This is a genomic window from Nonomuraea longispora (genome assembly GCF_004348345.1).
Classification (GTDB): domain Bacteria; phylum Actinomycetota; class Actinomycetes; order Streptosporangiales; family Streptosporangiaceae; genus Nonomuraea; species Nonomuraea longispora.
On the sequence record NZ_SMJZ01000109.1, the window covers coordinates 14,706 to 29,165 of the forward strand.

The window sequence follows — 14,460 nt, forward strand, 5'->3', positions numbered from 1 at the left end:
GCACCCATGGACGCACTGTCAGGTCTCCTGGTCGGTCCGAGAGCCCGCAGCGCCTTCATCCTGCGTTCCGTCCTGAGCCCTCCCTGGTCGGTGCGGGTCCAGGACCAGGCACCACTGAGTGTCGTGGCCCTCGCACGCGGCACGGCCTGGGTGATCCCCGACGACGGCGACGCGGTGCGCCTGCTTCCCGGGGACATCGCGATCATGCGCGGACCGGCCCCGTACACCTTCGCCGACGAGCCCTCGACGCCCGTTCAGGTCGTCATCCAGCCCGGCCCGCGGCGCACCACCCCCACCGGCGAGCACCTGAGCGAGGTCGTCGACCTCGGCCCGCGCACGTGGGGCACCGGCGACCCCTGCAAAGCGGCTGTGATGCTGATCGGCAAGTACCAGATGAGCGGCGAGATCAGTCACCGGCTTCTCAGCACGCTTCAGCCCCTTATCGTCGTCCCGCACGACGCCCAGCCCTCCTCCCCGCTGATCGGCATGCTCACCGAAGAAGTCACCAAGGAGGAAGCCGGCCAGCAGGTCGTCCTGGACCGACTACTGGATCTTCTGCTTGTCACGACTCTCCGGACATGGTTCGCGCGCCCCGAGGCCGAGGCCCCGGCCTGGTACCGCGCGCTCGCCGATCCCGTGATCGGCCCTACGCTCCGGCTCCTCCACAAGGACCCCGCCCACCCGTGGACCGTCGCCGCGCTGGCAGCCAGAGCCGGTGTCTCCCGCTCAGGTCTGGCTCGCCGGTTCACCGACCTGGTCGGCGAGCCACCGATGGCCTATCTCACCGGCTGGCGGCTGGACACCGCCGCAGACCTGCTCCACGAACCGGACACCACTATCGCCGCCGTGGCCCGCCAGGTCGGCTACGCGAGCGCCTCCGCACTGAGCACCGCGTTCAAACGGGAACGCGGGAGCAGCCCTCAGCAGTACCGGCGCAGCCGGGAACCGTGAATGGAGGCTGACCAAGCTCGCCGCCGGGCCGGCCGTGGCCTTCAGGCGGGCGCGACGCGGGCCGTGGAGCCCCGGACCACGAGGCCGGTGGCGAGTTCGACGTGGTGGGAGTCGATCTTCTCTCCCGCGGCCAGGCGCAGCGCCGTACGGAGGGCCACCCCGCCCATCTCGCGCAGCGGCTGGCGGACGGTGGTGAGCGGCGGTGAGGCCATCTGGGCGATCTGGGTGTCGTCGAACCCCACGATGCTGAGGTCTTCGGGGATGCGCAGGCCGCGCGCCCGGGCGGCCTCCATGATGCCGAGCGCGGTCTCGTCGCTGGCCGCGAAGATCGCCGTCGGGGCGCGCGGGAGGTCGAGCACGGCCGCGCCGCCCGTCACACCGTCGTGGTAGCGGAAGTGTCCGGCCTGGACGTAGCCGGGCAGCACGGGTGCGCCTTCGACCTCCATGGCGGCGCGGTAGCCGTGCAGCCGGGCCTGGTTGCAGGCCGCGGCGGCGGGGCCTCCGACGTAGGCGATGCGCCGGTGGCCGAGCGAGAGGAGGTACTGGGTGGCGGCCAGGCCGCCGGCGAAGTTCGTCGATCCGATGCTGGTCACGCGGGTGCGCGGCAGGTTGAGCGGGTCGATGAGGACCAGCGGCAGCCGGGCCTTGGCCAGCGCGGCGAGCTGGCCGGTGGTCAGCTCGCTGGTGACCGCGATCAGCGCCCGGCGGCCGGCGGCGACCAGGCCGCGGGCCCAGGCGGCGGTGCGGTCGGCACGCCGGATGCTGACCACGACTCCGACGCCGGCCTCCGCGGCGGCGGCCACGGCTCCCTGGATGATCTCGGTCGAGTAGGCGTTGAGGTCGGCGTCGAACTGCAGCTCGACGCTGCCCAGCCCGGTCACGTCGGCCCGGCGCGGAGTGGGGGCGACGTAGTCGTGCTGCCGCAGCAGCGCCTCCACCAGCGAGCGGGTGGCGGGGGCGACGTCGCTGCGCCCGTTGAGCACTTTCGACACGGTGGCGACCGACACGCCCGCCGAGGCGGCGACGGTCGCGAGCGTCGCCCGCCTAGGACTGACCGGCATCTCCACCCCCTTGCCCGGCGCCGCCGGGGCCGACGTCAACGGGTGTCACGAGCCGCCGGCCGGGGCCGGGGTGGCGCAGCGGCCCGGTCAGGCGTACGACGCCGCGGCACGGCAGGTCGGCGGCCGAGGTGCCGACGAGCACCTCGATGTCGCCCGGCTCGACGATCCTGCGCAGGTCGCGGCCGGTGAAGGCGGTGCGGTCGGCGTGCACGTGGAAGCGCACGCCGGTGCTCTCCCCCGGCTCCAGCCGCACGCGCGCGAACCCGGCCAGCTGCCGCACCGGTCTGGTCACCTGGGCGACGACGTCGCGCAGGTAGAGCTGGACGACCTCCTCGCCGGCCCGGCCGCCGGTGTTGCGGATGTTCACCGACACCGTGAACTCGCCGTCGGTGGGCACCTCGATGTCGCTGATCACGAGGTCGCCGACCTCGAAGCCGGTGTAGGAGGCGCCGTGGCCGAAGGGGAAGAGCGGGGTCGGGTCGAGGTTGCTGATGCCCTCGCTGTTGGCGCCCAGCAGCGGCTGCAGGTAGGTGCCCGGCTGTCCGCCGTGCCCCCGCGGGATCTGCACGGGCAGCCGTCCCACGGGCTGGATCCGTCCTGACAGGACGCCGGCGATCGCCGCCGCGCCCTCCTCACCGGGCATGAACGCCTGCACGAGCGCGGCGGCTGCGGCGTGCACCTCGCCCAGCGCGTACGGGCGGCCCGAGACCACGACCACGACGAGAGGCGTGCCGGCGGCGGCCAGTGCGGCCAGCAGGTCGGCCTGCACGCCGGGCAGCCGCAGGTCGTCGGCGTCGCAGCCCTCGCCCGACGTGCCGTGACCGAACAGCCCGGCCAGGTCGCCCACGACGGCGACACACAGGTCGGACGCTCGCGCGGCGGCCACCGCGGCGGCGAAGCCGGAGCGGTCGTCGCCGCGCACGTCGCACCCGGGCTCGTGGCGGATCTCGGCGCCGGGCAGTTCCTCGCGCAGCGCGTCGAGCACGGTGGAGGCCTCGATGCCGAGCCCGAGGCCGGGATGGCGGGGCAGGACGTGGTTGGGGAAGGCGTAGCAGCCCATGAACGTATGCGGGTCGTGCGCGGCGGGGCCGACGACGGCGACGCTGCGCGGGCCCTCACGGCCCTCGCCGAGCAGCGGCAGGACGTCCCCGCCGTCCAGCAGGACGATCGAGCGCTCGGCCAGCTCTCTGGCCAGGGCGCGGTTGCCGGGCGAGTCGAGGTCGACGCCCTCGGCCGCGGCGACCGAACGTTCGGGGGTCCAGTCGTGGTCGAGCAGGCCGAGCTCCGCCTTCTGGGTGAGCAGGCGGCGGGCGGCCCGGTCGATCACCGGCTCGGGGAGCTCGCCGCTCCTGACCCGCTCGGCCAGGTGCTGGCCGAAGCCGAGCGTGTCGGGCAGCTCGACGTCGATGCCGGCGGTGAGGGCCTGCACGCCGGCCTCGCCCGTGTCGGCGGCCACCTCGTGCATGGTGGCCAGGAACGGGACCGCCCAGTAGTCGGAGACGACGGTGCCGCTGAACCCCCACTCGTCGCGCAGCAGCTCGGTCAGCAGCCAGGAGTCGGCTCCGGCGGGCACGCCGTCGACGTCGGAGTAGGAGTTCATCACCGAGCGGGCGCCGCCGAGCGTGATGGCCGTCTCGAACGGCGGCAGGATCACGTCCATCAGCTCGCGGCGGCCCATCGGCACGGGGCCGTGGTTGCGGGCCGCCCGCGAGGCGGAGTAGCCGGCGAAGTGTTTGAGCGTGGCGATGACACCGGCGCTCTGGAGACCGCGGACGTAGGCGGTGCCGAGCATCGCGACGAGGTACGGGTCCTCCCCCATCGTCTCCTCGACCCGCCCCCACCGGTAGTCGCGCACGACGTCGAGCACCGGTGACAGGCCCTGGTGCACGCCCAGCGCGGCCATGTCGCGCCCGATGGCCGCGGCCATCCGCTCGACCAGGCCGGGGTCGAAGGTGGCCGCCCAGGCGATGGCCGCGGGGTAGACGGTCGCGCCGTAGGTGGTGAAGCCGGTCAGGCATTCCTCGTGGACGATCGCGGGGATGCCGAGCCTGGAGCTTTCGACGACCGCCCGCTGCAGCCGGACCACCTCGGCGGCGCCCTCGGCCGTGGTGACGGGGGCGCTGCCGTGGACGCGGGTCAGGTGGCCGAGCCCGTGGCGGACGGCCTCCTCCAGCGGGACGGTGCCGGAGGCGGCGAAGACGTCCTGCATGGGCGCGACGTTCGGGGACTCGGCGCCGGGCTCGGGCTCGTCGGGCTCCGGCATGTCGTTGCCGATCCACCGGCTGCCGAGCTGGCCGATCTTCTCCTCCAGGGTCAGCTCCGCAAGGAGGGCGTCGACTCGGTCGGCGACGGGGAGCGCCGGGTCCTGCCACGGACGGAGGGCCCGGTCCGCCTCAGGGGTCCGATCTAGAGCCGTCATCTGCTGCTCTCCTCAAGAAGTGCGTTTGTGTCGGGGACCTTTCGAAACATTTCGACGATCGCCGACGGTCTTGGCGCGGATTTCCGAAGGCCGGTGGACCAGCGATAGCCCGCGCCAAAGTACTGTACACGGGCCTTGGCCGGACCGTAATCTGTTCGCTCCGTGACGGGTCTTGACACACCTTTGGCCGAAATCTAGATTGGCGAAACCCGCGGTCATGTCGAAAATGTTTCGGAGAGCTGACTCAAGGAGGAGTGGAGCAGTGGCGTCCGCAGGACGCTGATCCACGACCGCCGGCCACCGCATCCGATGACCAACGAGCCGCGGCCAGAGACCGCGACGTTCGAGTACGGAGATCCCCGTGGAGCCAAGGACAACGTCTCGCCGCACTTTCCTCAGCCTCTCCATGGGCCTGCCCCTGGGAGCCGCGCTTGCCGCCTGTGGCAGCTCGGGCCCGACCAGGCCCGGCACCCCCAGTGGTGGTGGCGGTGGCGGCGGCGCCACTTATTGGTACCTGTCGACGCAGCCGCAGGAGGGCGTGCGCACCAGAACCGTCGAACGGTTCAACAAGGCGAACCCCAACAGCCAGATCGCGGGGACGACCTTCCAGAACGACGCGTTCAAGACCAAGATCAAGACGGCCATCGGCGCCGGCCAGGCGCCCACGCTGATCTGGGGCTGGGGCGGCGGCACGCTGCGCAGCTACGTCCAGGCGGGCCAGGTCGACGATCTCACCTCGTGGTTCGACGAAAACGCCGCGCTCAAGGACAGGCTGTTCCCCTCCTCCTTCGGCGCCGCCACGATCGACGACAAGATCTACGCGATGCCCTGCGAGACGATGCAGCCGATCGTCCTCTACTACGACAAGCGGGCCTTCGACAAGATCGGCGCGCAGCCGCCCCAGACGTGGGGCGACATCATGGACCTGGTGCCGAAGTTCAACGCCAAGGGCATCGCGCCGTTCGCGCTCGGCGGTCAGTCGCGCTGGACCAACATGATGTGGCTGGAGTTCCTCTTCGACCGCCTGGGCGGCCCCGAGGTGTTCCAGGCCGTGTTCGACGCGGAGAAGGACGCCTGGAGCAACCCGGTCGCCATCGACGCCCTGGGCAGGATGCAGGAGCTGATCAAGGCCGACGGGTTCATCAAGGGCTTCTCCTCGATCACCGCCGACTCGAACGCCGACCAGGCGCTGCTCTACACCGGTAAGGCCGCGATGATGCTGCACGGCGGCTGGACGTACGGCAGCATGAAGCAGGACGGCGGCGACTTCGTCTCCGGCGGCAACCTCGGCTACATCAACTTCCCGCCGATCGACGGCGGCAAGGGCGACCCGAGCAACACCGTCGGCAACCCCGGCCAGTACATGTCGATCTCCTCCAAGGCGACACCCGAGCAGAAGGAGATCGCCAAGAAGTTCTTCGCCACCGAGCTGATGGGCGACCAGGCGGTCAAGGAGTGGGTCGCGACCGGCGCGGTGCCGATCGTCAAGGGCGCCGACAAGGAGTTCGCCTCCTCCGACGACGCCGAGTTCCTCAACTTCGTCTACAACATCGCCGTCAACGCCAAGACGTTCGCGCAGTCGTGGGACCAGGCGCTCAGCCCGACGGCCGCCGAGGTGCTGCTGGACAACATCGCCAAGTTGTTCCAGCTTTCGATCTCCCCCAAGGAGTTCGCCACCAACATGAACGCGGTCATCGGCAAGTGAGCGCGCTCGCGACCTCCGCCACGGCCCCCAAGCGAAGGGGCCGTGGCGGCTCGCTCGCGTGGATGGCCGTGCCCGCGCTGGTGTTCTTCACCGGGTTCGGGCTGGTCCCGTTGCTCGGCGTTCTCGTGCTCAGCTTCACCGCGTGGGACGGACTTGGCGACATCCGCTTCGCGGGCGTCGACAGCTGGACGACCGTGCTCGCCGACCCTGGGCTGCCGCACGCGCTGTGGGTGACGTTCCTCGTGATGGCCCTGTCCTGGGCGGTGCAGACGCCGGCCAGCATCCTGCTCGGCACGTTCCTCGCCAACCACCACCGCTACCGCGCGATCCTGTCCGTGGTGTACTTCATCCCGCTGCTGCTCAGCTCCGCGGCCATCGCCATCGCCTACAAGGCGCTGCTCGACCCGAACTTCGGGCTCGGCGCAGGGCTGCAGATCCCGCTGCTGGTGCAGGACTGGCTCGGCGATCCGTACCTCGCGTTCGGCGTGGTGATCTTCGTGGTGTCCTGGCAGTTCATCCCGTTCCACTCCCTGATCTACCAGGGCGGCGTACGCCAGATCCCGCGCTCGATGTACGAGGCCGCCGAGCTCGACGGCGCCGGCCGGGTGCGCAGGTTCTTCAGCATCACCCTGCCGCAGCTGAAGTACACGATCATCACGTCCTCGACGCTCATGGTCGTCGGGTCGCTGACCTTCTTCGACCTGATCTTCGTGCTGACCGCGGGCGGGCCGGGAGACGCCACGAGGGTGCTCGCCCTGGACATGTACGTGCGCGGGTGGCAGGCCAGCCAGATGGGCCTGGCCAGTGTGATCGCGGTCATCCTCGTGCTCGTGGGGCTCGTGCTGGCGCTGGTGCTGCGCCGGCTCGGCGGCCGCGACACGAGCCACAGCCAGCTCGAAGGGGCCTAGACCATGGCGTCCACGCTCACCACGAAGCCCGAGGTCATGGAGGGCGGGCCCCAGCCGCGGCACCAGCGCCGCAACCGGCCCAGGGGCCGGCCCAACTGGCTGGCGGGCCTGGCCTCCTGGATCTGGCTGGCGGTCGTGATCGTGCCGATCTACTGGATCGTCATCACCAGCTTCAAGTCGCAGAGCCGGTATTACGCCGAGAACCCGCTCGTGCCGCCCGGCGAGCCGACGCTGGCCAACTATGTGATGGTCATCGAGTCGGACTTCCCGCTGTACTTCGTCAACAGCGTCGTCGTCACGCTGGGCGCGGTCATTCCCGCGGTGCTCATCTCCTTCATGGCGTCGTACGCGATCATCCGGACCGGCAAGCGGAGCCGGTTCCTGCGGTTGTCGAACTCGCTCTTCCTCATGGGGCTGGCCATCCCGCTGCAGGCCACGATCATCCCCGTCTACCTGATCATCATCCGGCTGCACCTCTACGACTCGCTGCTGGGAATGATCCTGCCGTCGATCGCGTTCGCGATCCCCCTGTCGGTGCTGGTGTTGTCGAACTTCATCCGCGACGTGCCCAAGGAGCTGTTCGACTCGATGCGCCTCGACGGCGCGACCGAGACGGCGATGCTCTGGCGGCTGGCGTTCCCGCTGACGCGACCGGCCGTGGTGACGGTGACGGTCTACAACGCGCTGACGATCTGGAACGGGTTCCTGCTGCCGCTGGTCCTCACGCAGAGCCCCGACAAGCGCACGCTGCCGCTGGCGCTCTGGTCGTTCCAGGGGCAGTACAGCGTCAACGTGCCGGCGGTGCTCGCGTCGGTGGTGCTCACCACACTGCCCATCCTGATCCTCTACATCGTGGGCCGGCGCCAGCTGCTCAGCGGCCTGACCGTGGGCTTCGGCAAGTGAGGCCACGCCGCAGCACCGCCTCGTGCCGCGTCAGGTGGGCGAGGTCGCACTCGTAGGAGACGTCGTCGCCGCGGGCGACGTGGCCGGCGAAGGCCTCGTCGCCCGCGGCCGCCCGCTCGTGCATGTGGCGGACCAGATGCTCCAGCCGGGTCCGCGCCGTCTCGACGAGCGCGGCGCGGTCCTCCTCTCCCAGCCCGTACGCGCCGGCGAACAGGCCGAGCCGCCGGGCCTGCTCCTCGACCGGGCGGCCGTCGGCGTGCCGGGGGTCGGTCAGCGGCACGAACCGGTAGGCGGCGTACGCCACGTCCCAGACGCGCGGGCCCGGGTGGGCGGTGTCGAAGTCGATGAACGCGACCGGCAGCCCCTCGCGGAACACGCAGTTGTACGTGGCCACGTCGCCGTGGCAGATCACCTCGGCCGGGCTCACCGCCGGGAAATACCACTCGGCGCCGGGAGGAGCCTCGAAATCCGCGGTGGCGTCGTGATAGCGGCGCAGCAGCTCACCGGCGGCGACCAGCGCGTCGTCGGACCGCGCCCAGCCGGGCAGCGGACAGTCGGCCGTCAGGCCCGGCACGAAATCGAGGATCTCGCGGCCCTGCTCGTCGATACCGTGGCTTCTCGGCGCCCCGGCGAACCCGCGGGCCGCCAGATGGCCGAGCAGGACGTGCACGGCCGGCGTCCAGGGGCCGGCCGGCCTGCGCACGGTGTCGCCGACCCTGACCACGTGGTTGACGCCGCCTCCTGCCAGCACCTCTTCGTCGGCCACCACACCCCCTGATCACCACCGGCCCGGCGCCCAGTGTGGCACGCGGCGCGCATACCGGGCACGCGAATATCCGGCCTACGCTGCTCACACACAACTCCCAGGCAGAGGGGATACAACAGCCCGCATGGACGCACCGAGCCCCCGCCCCGCCGACGACCCCGTGGTCCTGGTGGTCGACGACGAGCCCAACATCCGTGAACTGCTCCAGGACGCCCTGGAGTTGAACGGCTTCGCCGTGCGTACGGCCGCCTCGGGCACGCAGGCGCTGGTGCGCGTCGGCGAGGAGCGTCCCGACCTGATCGTGCTGGACGTGATGCTGCCCGATCTCAACGGGTTCGCGGTGGCCCAGAGGCTGCGTCCGGACGGCGGCGGGCCGCCGGTGTTGTTCCTGACGGCGCGCGACACGGTGGCCGACCGGATCGCAGGGCTGACGGTGGGCGGCGACGACTACGTCACCAAGCCGTTCAGCCTGGAGGAGGTGGTGCTGCGCATCCGCGCCATTCTGCGCCGTACGAGTCCTCGCGAGCAGGCGCACGACGACGGGCTGCTCCGCTACGCCGACCTGGAGCTGGACGAGGAGACCCATGTCGTACGGCGGGCCGGGCGGCACGTGCACCTGTCGCCGACGGAGTTCGCCCTGCTGCGCTACCTGATGATCAACGCGGAGCGGGTCGTCAGCAAGCCGCAGATCCTCGACCGGGTGTGGGACCACGGTTTCGGCACCGACAGCCGGATCGTGGAGTCCTACATCAGCTACCTGCGCCGCAAGATCGACGTGGTGGGCCCGCCGCTGATCCACACGTTGCGCGGCGTCGGCTACTCGCTGCGTGACCAGAGCCTGCTGGACCGCGGCCGATGAGGCCGATCGCGCGGGCCTGGCCGCTGCGCCACCGGCTGCTGGCCGCCCTGCTCGGGTTGTCGGCGGCGGCGCTGGCGGTGTTCGCGACGGCGGGGGTGATCCTGCTCGACCGCTCGCTGCTGTCCCGGGTGGACACGCAGCTCACCGCCTTCGCGGCCACGCTGGGCAGGGGACGGCCGCCGCCCCCTCTCGTGCGGCCGCCGCGCAGGGGCGAGGTGGAGCTGCCCAGCCAGTACCGGGTGGACTTCCACCTGCCGTCGGGAGCGTCCGTCCGCGCGGGCCCTCGCCCCGACGACGGACCGGACGTCCCCGCGGCCACCATCGCCGCCCTCCCGCCGCGCCCTTTCACCGTGCCCGGCAGGTCGGGGGGCACCGACTGGCGCGCGCTCGTGGTAGCCCTCCCCGACGGCAACCGCGCCGTGGTGTCGATGTCGCTGGAGGCGGCCAGGAGCACCGTGCGGGAGCTGCTGGTCATCGAGGTGGCGGCGGGCGCGCTGGTGCTGGTGCTCCTGGGCGCGGTGGCGCTGGCCGTCGTACGGCTCGGACTGCGCCCGCTGACCCGGATGGAACGCACCGCCACCGCGATCGCCGGCGGCGAACTCGACCGGCGGGTAGCCGACAGCGACCCGCGCACGGAGACCGGGCGGCTGGGGCACGCGCTCAACATCATGCTCGGGCGCCTCGGCGAGGCCCTGCGCCAGCGCGAACGCTCGGAGCAGCGGCTGCGCCACTTCCTCGCCGACGCCTCGCACGAGCTGCGCACGCCGCTGACGTCCATCCGGGGCTTCGCCGAGCTGTACCGGCACGGTGACCGCGAGCCGGATCCCGCCGTGGCGCGCATCCTGAGCCGCATCGAGGGTGAGGCCGAGCGGATGGGCGTGCTGGTGGAGGACCTGCTGCTGCTGGCACGGCTGGACCAGGAACGGGCGCTCGACCTGACGGAGGTCGACCTGCACGTCGTCGTGGGCGACGTGGTGCACGGTGCGCGGGCCCGCGCACCGGGACGGCCGATCGAGCTGGTCCTGGACGAGCGGCCGGTACGGGTGACGGGCGACGAGCACCGCCTGCACCAGGTGGTCGCCAACCTGGTCGGCAACGCCGTGGCCCACACCCCGGCGGGCACGGCGGTCCGGGTGACCGTCGGCGAGACCGGAAGCGGCACCACGAACGCGGCCCCGTGGGCCGGGAGCGGGACGATGGGCGCAGGCACGGAGGCGGGCGCGGGCGCGGAAGCCCGGAGCGGCACGTCGGACGCGGGCGCGTGGGCCGGGGCCCGGGTGAGCGGGGCGGCGGCGGTCATCGAGGTGCGCGACGCCGGGCCGGGCATCGCGGCGGAACATCTGCCGCACGTCTTCGACCGCTTCTACCGGGCCGACGCCGCCCGCTCCCGCGACAGCGGCGGCACCGGCCTGGGGCTGGCCATCGCGGCTGCGCTGGTCGAGGCGCACGGCGGCCGCATCGAGGCCCGCAGCGGCGACGGCACCACCTTCCGCGTCATCCTGCCGGCCCAGGGGCCGGCAGAAGGGCCGGTCCAGGGGCCGGAGGGCGTCTGACGCGGGTCACGGCACGCGTGTTCATCGCCCGGTGCGACGGGGTTCACACACTATTCCCAGGTTGTTGCTGTCCCCTATGGGCTGACACGAAGGGAGAGACATGCTGCGAAGATTCCGCAGGCGCCCCGTCCCCGTACGCCGGCCCGAGGTCCCGGCGGCCGTTGCCCCCGGCGAGGCCGGACACGCGCTGCGCGCCCCCAGCAAGCTGCACGCCTTCAACAGGTACGAGATCAAGTATCTCGTCGATGCCGCCGTCGCCCGCGAGTTGCGCGACGAGATGGACACCGTGCTCGACCGCGACCACCACAGCGGCGACGGAGGCTACGGCGTCTGGAGCGTCTATTACGACACCCGCCGGCTGCGCTTCTACTGGGAGAAGATCGAGGGCCTCAGGTTCCGCAGGAAGCTGCGCATCCGCCATTACGGCGACCGTTTCGCAGTGACCGGCGAGACCCCGGTCCACGTCGAGATCAAGCAGCGGGTCAACCGGGTCACGCAGAAGCGCCGGGCGCGCCTGCCGTACCGGGAGGCCCTGCGCCTGTGTGACGGGCGGGAGCAGGTGGGACACGAGCCGTCCGAGCGGGGTTTCCTGGAGGAGGTGCTCGACCTGGTCAGCCGGCTCGACCTGCGCGCCACCGCGATGACCGGCTACCAGCGGCACGCCTACGTCGGGCGGGGCGCGGACGTGGGCCTGCGGGTCACCTTCGACCAGCGCGTACGCGGCCGCGACCGGGACTTCCACCTGGGCGCGAACGCCGCGAACCGGTTCATCGTCCCGCCCGGGAAAGCGATCATGGAGGTCAAGGCGAACGAGCGCGTCCCCTCCTGGCTCACCGACCTGACCGCCGAGCGGAACCTGCAGGTGGTGCGGCTCTCGAAGTACTGCCAGAGCGTGGAGGCGCACGGGCTCGCGCCACGCTCGATCTTCCACATCCCCGGCCACGACCTGGACCCCGGACTCTCGTCGGCCCTGACCGCCCGCGTGGAGGCATGACCCATGGACTTCTCCTTCCAGGACCTGTCCGGCACGTTCAGCGTGGCCGACATCGCGATCGCGATGTCGCTGTCGTTCGTGCTCAGCGCCATGATCGGCTGGGTGTACCGGGCGACGCACCGCAACGTCTCCTACAGCCAGTCCTACGTCCAGACGCTCGTGATCCTCGGCATGCTGATCTCGCTGATCATGCTGGTCGTCGGCTCGAACATCGCCCGCGCCTTCGCCCTGGTGGGCGCCCTGTCGGTGGTACGGTTCCGCAACGCCATCAAGGAGACCAGGGACGTCGGGTTCATCTTCCTGGTGATGGGGGTCGGCATGGCCGTCGGCACCCGCTTCTACCTGCTGGCCGTGGTGGCCGCCGTGGCGATCTCGCTGATCATCATGATCATGAACAGGTTCAACTGGTTCCAGCTGAACGTGCGCCGCCAGGTCGTCAAGGTGCAGGTGCCGTCGGACGAGGACTACACGCACGCCGTCCAGGACGTTCTCGTCCGGCACACCGACGAGTTCGAGCTGGTCAGCATGGAGTCGATCAGGGCGGGCGCGCTGACCGAACTGATGTACACCGTCCGGATCAAGAAGGGCAGTGAGCCCGCCGACCTCATCGCCGGGCTGCGGGAGCGCAACCACGGCCAGTCGGTCACCGTGCTCACCGGCTACGACCAGAGCGACCTGTAGCCGTGGCCCGCCTCAGACACCGCATCCCCGTCAGGCTCCGGCACCACTGGAGGCTCGTGGCGGCGTGCGTGGCGTTCCTGGCCGCCTGTTACGGCGTCCTCGGCAGCGGCACCGTCCGCCCGTACGTCACCAGCGTGCGGACCGCCTCGGCCGGCGTCGCGGTCCGGGACCTCGCCGGGTCCGAGGAACTGTTCGACGCCGCCGCGCCGCACGACGTCGCGCTCACCTTCCGGGACGAGAGCTACCAGGACATGCTGGCGGAGTACTTCAAAGACGGCGACAAGAAGTACGTCGAGGCCGACCTGACCATCGACGGGACCACGATCCCGAGCGTGGGCATCCGGCTCAAGGGCAACTCGACCCTGCACGGGCTGACGTGGAAGGGGCAGACCCGGCCCCGCGACACGTCCGGCCGCGGGAACCCGCCGGAGGGTTTCCGCCCGCCCGGCGGCGAGCCCCCCGAGGGTGTCAAGCCGCCGCAGGACGGACGCCGGCGTGGCGGGCGCGACGCGGCGTTGAAGGCCGAGGAGCCGGAGAACCTGCCGTGGCTGATCAGCTTCGACGAGTTCGTCGAGGGCCGCCGCTACCAGGGCCACTCCCGGCTGGCCGTGCGTCCCGCCATGGGGTCGGCGGCCGTGCTCAACGAGGCCGTGGCGATCGCCCTGGTCGACGCGGCCGGCGAGCCCTCCCAGCGGTCGGCCTACACCTCCTTCTCCGTCAACGGCCGGCGCTCGGCTCCCCGCCTCCTCGTCGAGTATCTGGACGAGGGGTACGCCGAGCGGCTCGGCGACGGCGTGCTCTACAAGTCGCTCGCCTCGGGGAGCTTCACCTACCAGGGCGAGGACCAGACCGCGTACGCCGACGACTTCAAGCAGGTCAACCAGGTGGGCCAGCGCGACCTGCAACCGGTCATCGACCTGGTCAGGTGGGTGGAGCAGGCCTCGGACGAGGAGTTCGCGTCAGGGCTGGCCGAGCGGCTGGACGTCGTGTCGTTCGCCCGCTACGCGGCCCTGCAGAGCATCCTGCTGAACCACGACGACATGGCGGGCCCCGGCAACAACTACTACCTCTGGTACGACCTGGGCACGGAGCGGTTCAGGGTGATCAGCTGGGACATGAACCTCGCGCTGAGAGGGGACGCCACAGCCGGCCCCCACGACGCCGTCGGCATGAGGCGCCCCGGCGACCGCGCCGCCCGGCCCGGGGCGGGCGAGCGGCCAGAACAGCAAGGCCGCCCGCCGGACACGCGGGGTGCCGGCGGGCCGCGCGGCGGCCACGCGCTGAAGGAGAGGTTCCTCAAGGACGCCGGTTTCAAGGAGCTCTACGAGCGGGAGCACGCGGCCCTCACCCGCGACCTGCTGGCCGGCGGCACCGCCACAGCCCTGCTGGACCAGGCGCTCAAGGCGTACGGACTGAATGCGGGCGCCGACCGGGCCAAGGCGGCCGAGGAGGCGGCCGGCCTGCGAGCCACGCTGGAGACCCGCGCCGAGTCGCTCGCGGGCTGATCAGCGGCGGGAACGGAACGCCACGGCCGTCGTCGAGGTGATGGCGGTCACCAGCACGACGGTGAGCAGGACACCGCCCAGGGGGTTGCCGCGGCGGCCCGGCAGCGGGAGGGGACGCCGCGCACCGGCCCGCACCGACGCGGACGGGGTGGGGC

At 71.5% G+C, this 14,460-nt stretch carries 12 protein-coding genes; 9 read left to right on the top strand and 3 right to left on the bottom strand.

Annotated features, from left to right (window positions below; all coding sequences use genetic code 11):
- Positions 1–6 precede the first annotated feature (6 nt).
- Entirely contained in the window at positions 7–951 is a 945-nt protein-coding gene (locus E1267_RS25910) for an AraC family transcriptional regulator (protein ID WP_132335849.1), read from the top strand.
- A gap of 41 nt (positions 952–992) precedes the next feature.
- Here E1267_RS25910 and E1267_RS25915 read toward each other — a convergent pair whose 3' ends face one another.
- Both E1267_RS25915 and E1267_RS25920 read right to left on the bottom strand, forming a co-directional pair.
- Complete coding sequence (locus E1267_RS25915) at positions 993–2,012, bottom strand: LacI family DNA-binding transcriptional regulator (RefSeq protein WP_132335851.1); 1,020 nt, start codon at positions 2,010–2,012, stop codon at positions 993–995.
- Positions 1,996–4,431 carry a beta-glucosidase family protein gene (locus E1267_RS25920; protein WP_132335853.1) on the bottom strand — a complete coding sequence of 812 codons (2,436 nt, stop codon included), beginning with the start codon at positions 4,429–4,431 and terminating at the stop codon, positions 1,996–1,998. The genes E1267_RS25915 and E1267_RS25920 overlap by 17 nt, the downstream gene beginning before the upstream one ends.
- A gap of 406 nt (positions 4,432–4,837) precedes the next feature.
- Between E1267_RS25920 and E1267_RS25925 the strand changes: the two genes are divergently transcribed.
- From E1267_RS25925 to E1267_RS25935, 3 genes are all read left to right on the top strand, one after another.
- Positions 4,838–6,136 carry an extracellular solute-binding protein gene (locus tag E1267_RS25925; protein ID WP_132335855.1) on the top strand — a complete coding sequence of 433 codons (1,299 nt, stop codon included), beginning with the start codon at positions 4,838–4,840 and terminating at the stop codon, positions 6,134–6,136.
- A gap of 62 nt (positions 6,137–6,198) precedes the next feature.
- On the top strand, positions 6,199–7,044 hold the full coding sequence (locus E1267_RS25930) for a carbohydrate ABC transporter permease (protein ID WP_132335877.1): 846 nt from the start codon (positions 6,199–6,201) through the stop codon (positions 7,042–7,044).
- Between the two features lie 3 nt (positions 7,045–7,047).
- On the top strand, positions 7,048–7,947 hold the full coding sequence (locus tag E1267_RS25935) for a carbohydrate ABC transporter permease (protein ID WP_132335857.1): 900 nt from the start codon (positions 7,048–7,050) through the stop codon (positions 7,945–7,947).
- Here the strand turns inward: E1267_RS25935 and E1267_RS25940 are convergent.
- Positions 7,916–8,713 carry a phosphotransferase gene (locus E1267_RS25940; protein ID WP_132335859.1) on the bottom strand — a complete coding sequence of 266 codons (798 nt, stop codon included), beginning with the start codon at positions 8,711–8,713 and terminating at the stop codon, positions 7,916–7,918. The genes E1267_RS25935 and E1267_RS25940 overlap by 32 nt on opposite strands.
- A gap of 124 nt (positions 8,714–8,837) precedes the next feature.
- Between E1267_RS25940 and E1267_RS25945 the strand changes: the two genes are divergently transcribed.
- The 5 genes from E1267_RS25945 to E1267_RS25965 all read left to right on the top strand — a co-directional run bounded on the left by E1267_RS25945 (position 8,838) and on the right by E1267_RS25965 (position 14,305).
- On the top strand, positions 8,838–9,572 hold the full coding sequence (locus E1267_RS25945) for a response regulator transcription factor (RefSeq protein ID WP_132335861.1): 735 nt from the start codon (positions 8,838–8,840) through the stop codon (positions 9,570–9,572).
- Positions 9,569–11,125, top strand: coding sequence for a sensor histidine kinase (locus tag E1267_RS47410; RefSeq protein ID WP_132335863.1), 1,557 nt, complete (start codon positions 9,569–9,571; stop codon positions 11,123–11,125). Before E1267_RS25945 ends, E1267_RS47410 begins: the two co-directional genes overlap by 4 nt.
- A 100-nt stretch (positions 11,126–11,225) precedes the next feature.
- The gene (locus E1267_RS25955) at positions 11,226–12,119 is read left to right on the top strand and encodes a polyphosphate polymerase domain-containing protein (protein WP_132335865.1); all 894 of its coding nucleotides are present in this window, start codon (positions 11,226–11,228) and stop codon (positions 12,117–12,119) included.
- 3 nt (positions 12,120–12,122) lie between these two features.
- The gene (locus E1267_RS25960) at positions 12,123–12,800 is read left to right on the top strand and encodes a DUF4956 domain-containing protein (protein WP_132335867.1); all 678 of its coding nucleotides are present in this window, start codon (positions 12,123–12,125) and stop codon (positions 12,798–12,800) included.
- A 2-nt stretch (positions 12,801–12,802) separates the two neighbouring features.
- Positions 12,803–14,305: a CotH kinase family protein gene (locus tag E1267_RS25965; protein ID WP_132335869.1), complete on the top strand. Its 1,503-nt coding sequence runs from the start codon at positions 12,803–12,805 to the stop codon at positions 14,303–14,305.
- The last annotated feature ends 155 nt before the right edge of the window (positions 14,306–14,460 follow it).

Excerpts from the sequence above, each read along its gene's own strand:
- E1267_RS25910 (WP_132335849.1), top strand. The coding sequence starts at position 7 with ATGGACGCACTGTCAGGTCTCCTGGTCGGTCCGAGAGCCCGCAGCGCC.
- E1267_RS25915 (WP_132335851.1), bottom strand. The coding sequence starts at position 2,012 with ATGCCGGTCAGTCCTAGGCGGGCGACGCTCGCGACCGTCGCCGCCTCG.
- E1267_RS25920 (WP_132335853.1), bottom strand. The coding sequence starts at position 4,431 with ATGACGGCTCTAGATCGGACCCCTGAGGCGGACCGGGCCCTCCGTCCG.
- E1267_RS25925 (WP_132335855.1), top strand. The coding sequence starts at position 4,838 with ATGGGCCTGCCCCTGGGAGCCGCGCTTGCCGCCTGTGGCAGCTCGGGC.
- E1267_RS25930 (WP_132335877.1), top strand. The coding sequence starts at position 6,199 with ATGGCCGTGCCCGCGCTGGTGTTCTTCACCGGGTTCGGGCTGGTCCCG.
- E1267_RS25935 (WP_132335857.1), top strand. The coding sequence starts at position 7,048 with ATGGCGTCCACGCTCACCACGAAGCCCGAGGTCATGGAGGGCGGGCCC.
- E1267_RS25945 (WP_132335861.1), top strand. The coding sequence starts at position 8,838 with ATGGACGCACCGAGCCCCCGCCCCGCCGACGACCCCGTGGTCCTGGTG.
- E1267_RS47410 (WP_132335863.1), top strand. The coding sequence starts at position 9,569 with ATGAGGCCGATCGCGCGGGCCTGGCCGCTGCGCCACCGGCTGCTGGCC.
- E1267_RS25955 (WP_132335865.1), top strand. The coding sequence starts at position 11,226 with ATGCTGCGAAGATTCCGCAGGCGCCCCGTCCCCGTACGCCGGCCCGAG.
- E1267_RS25960 (WP_132335867.1), top strand. The coding sequence starts at position 12,123 with ATGGACTTCTCCTTCCAGGACCTGTCCGGCACGTTCAGCGTGGCCGAC.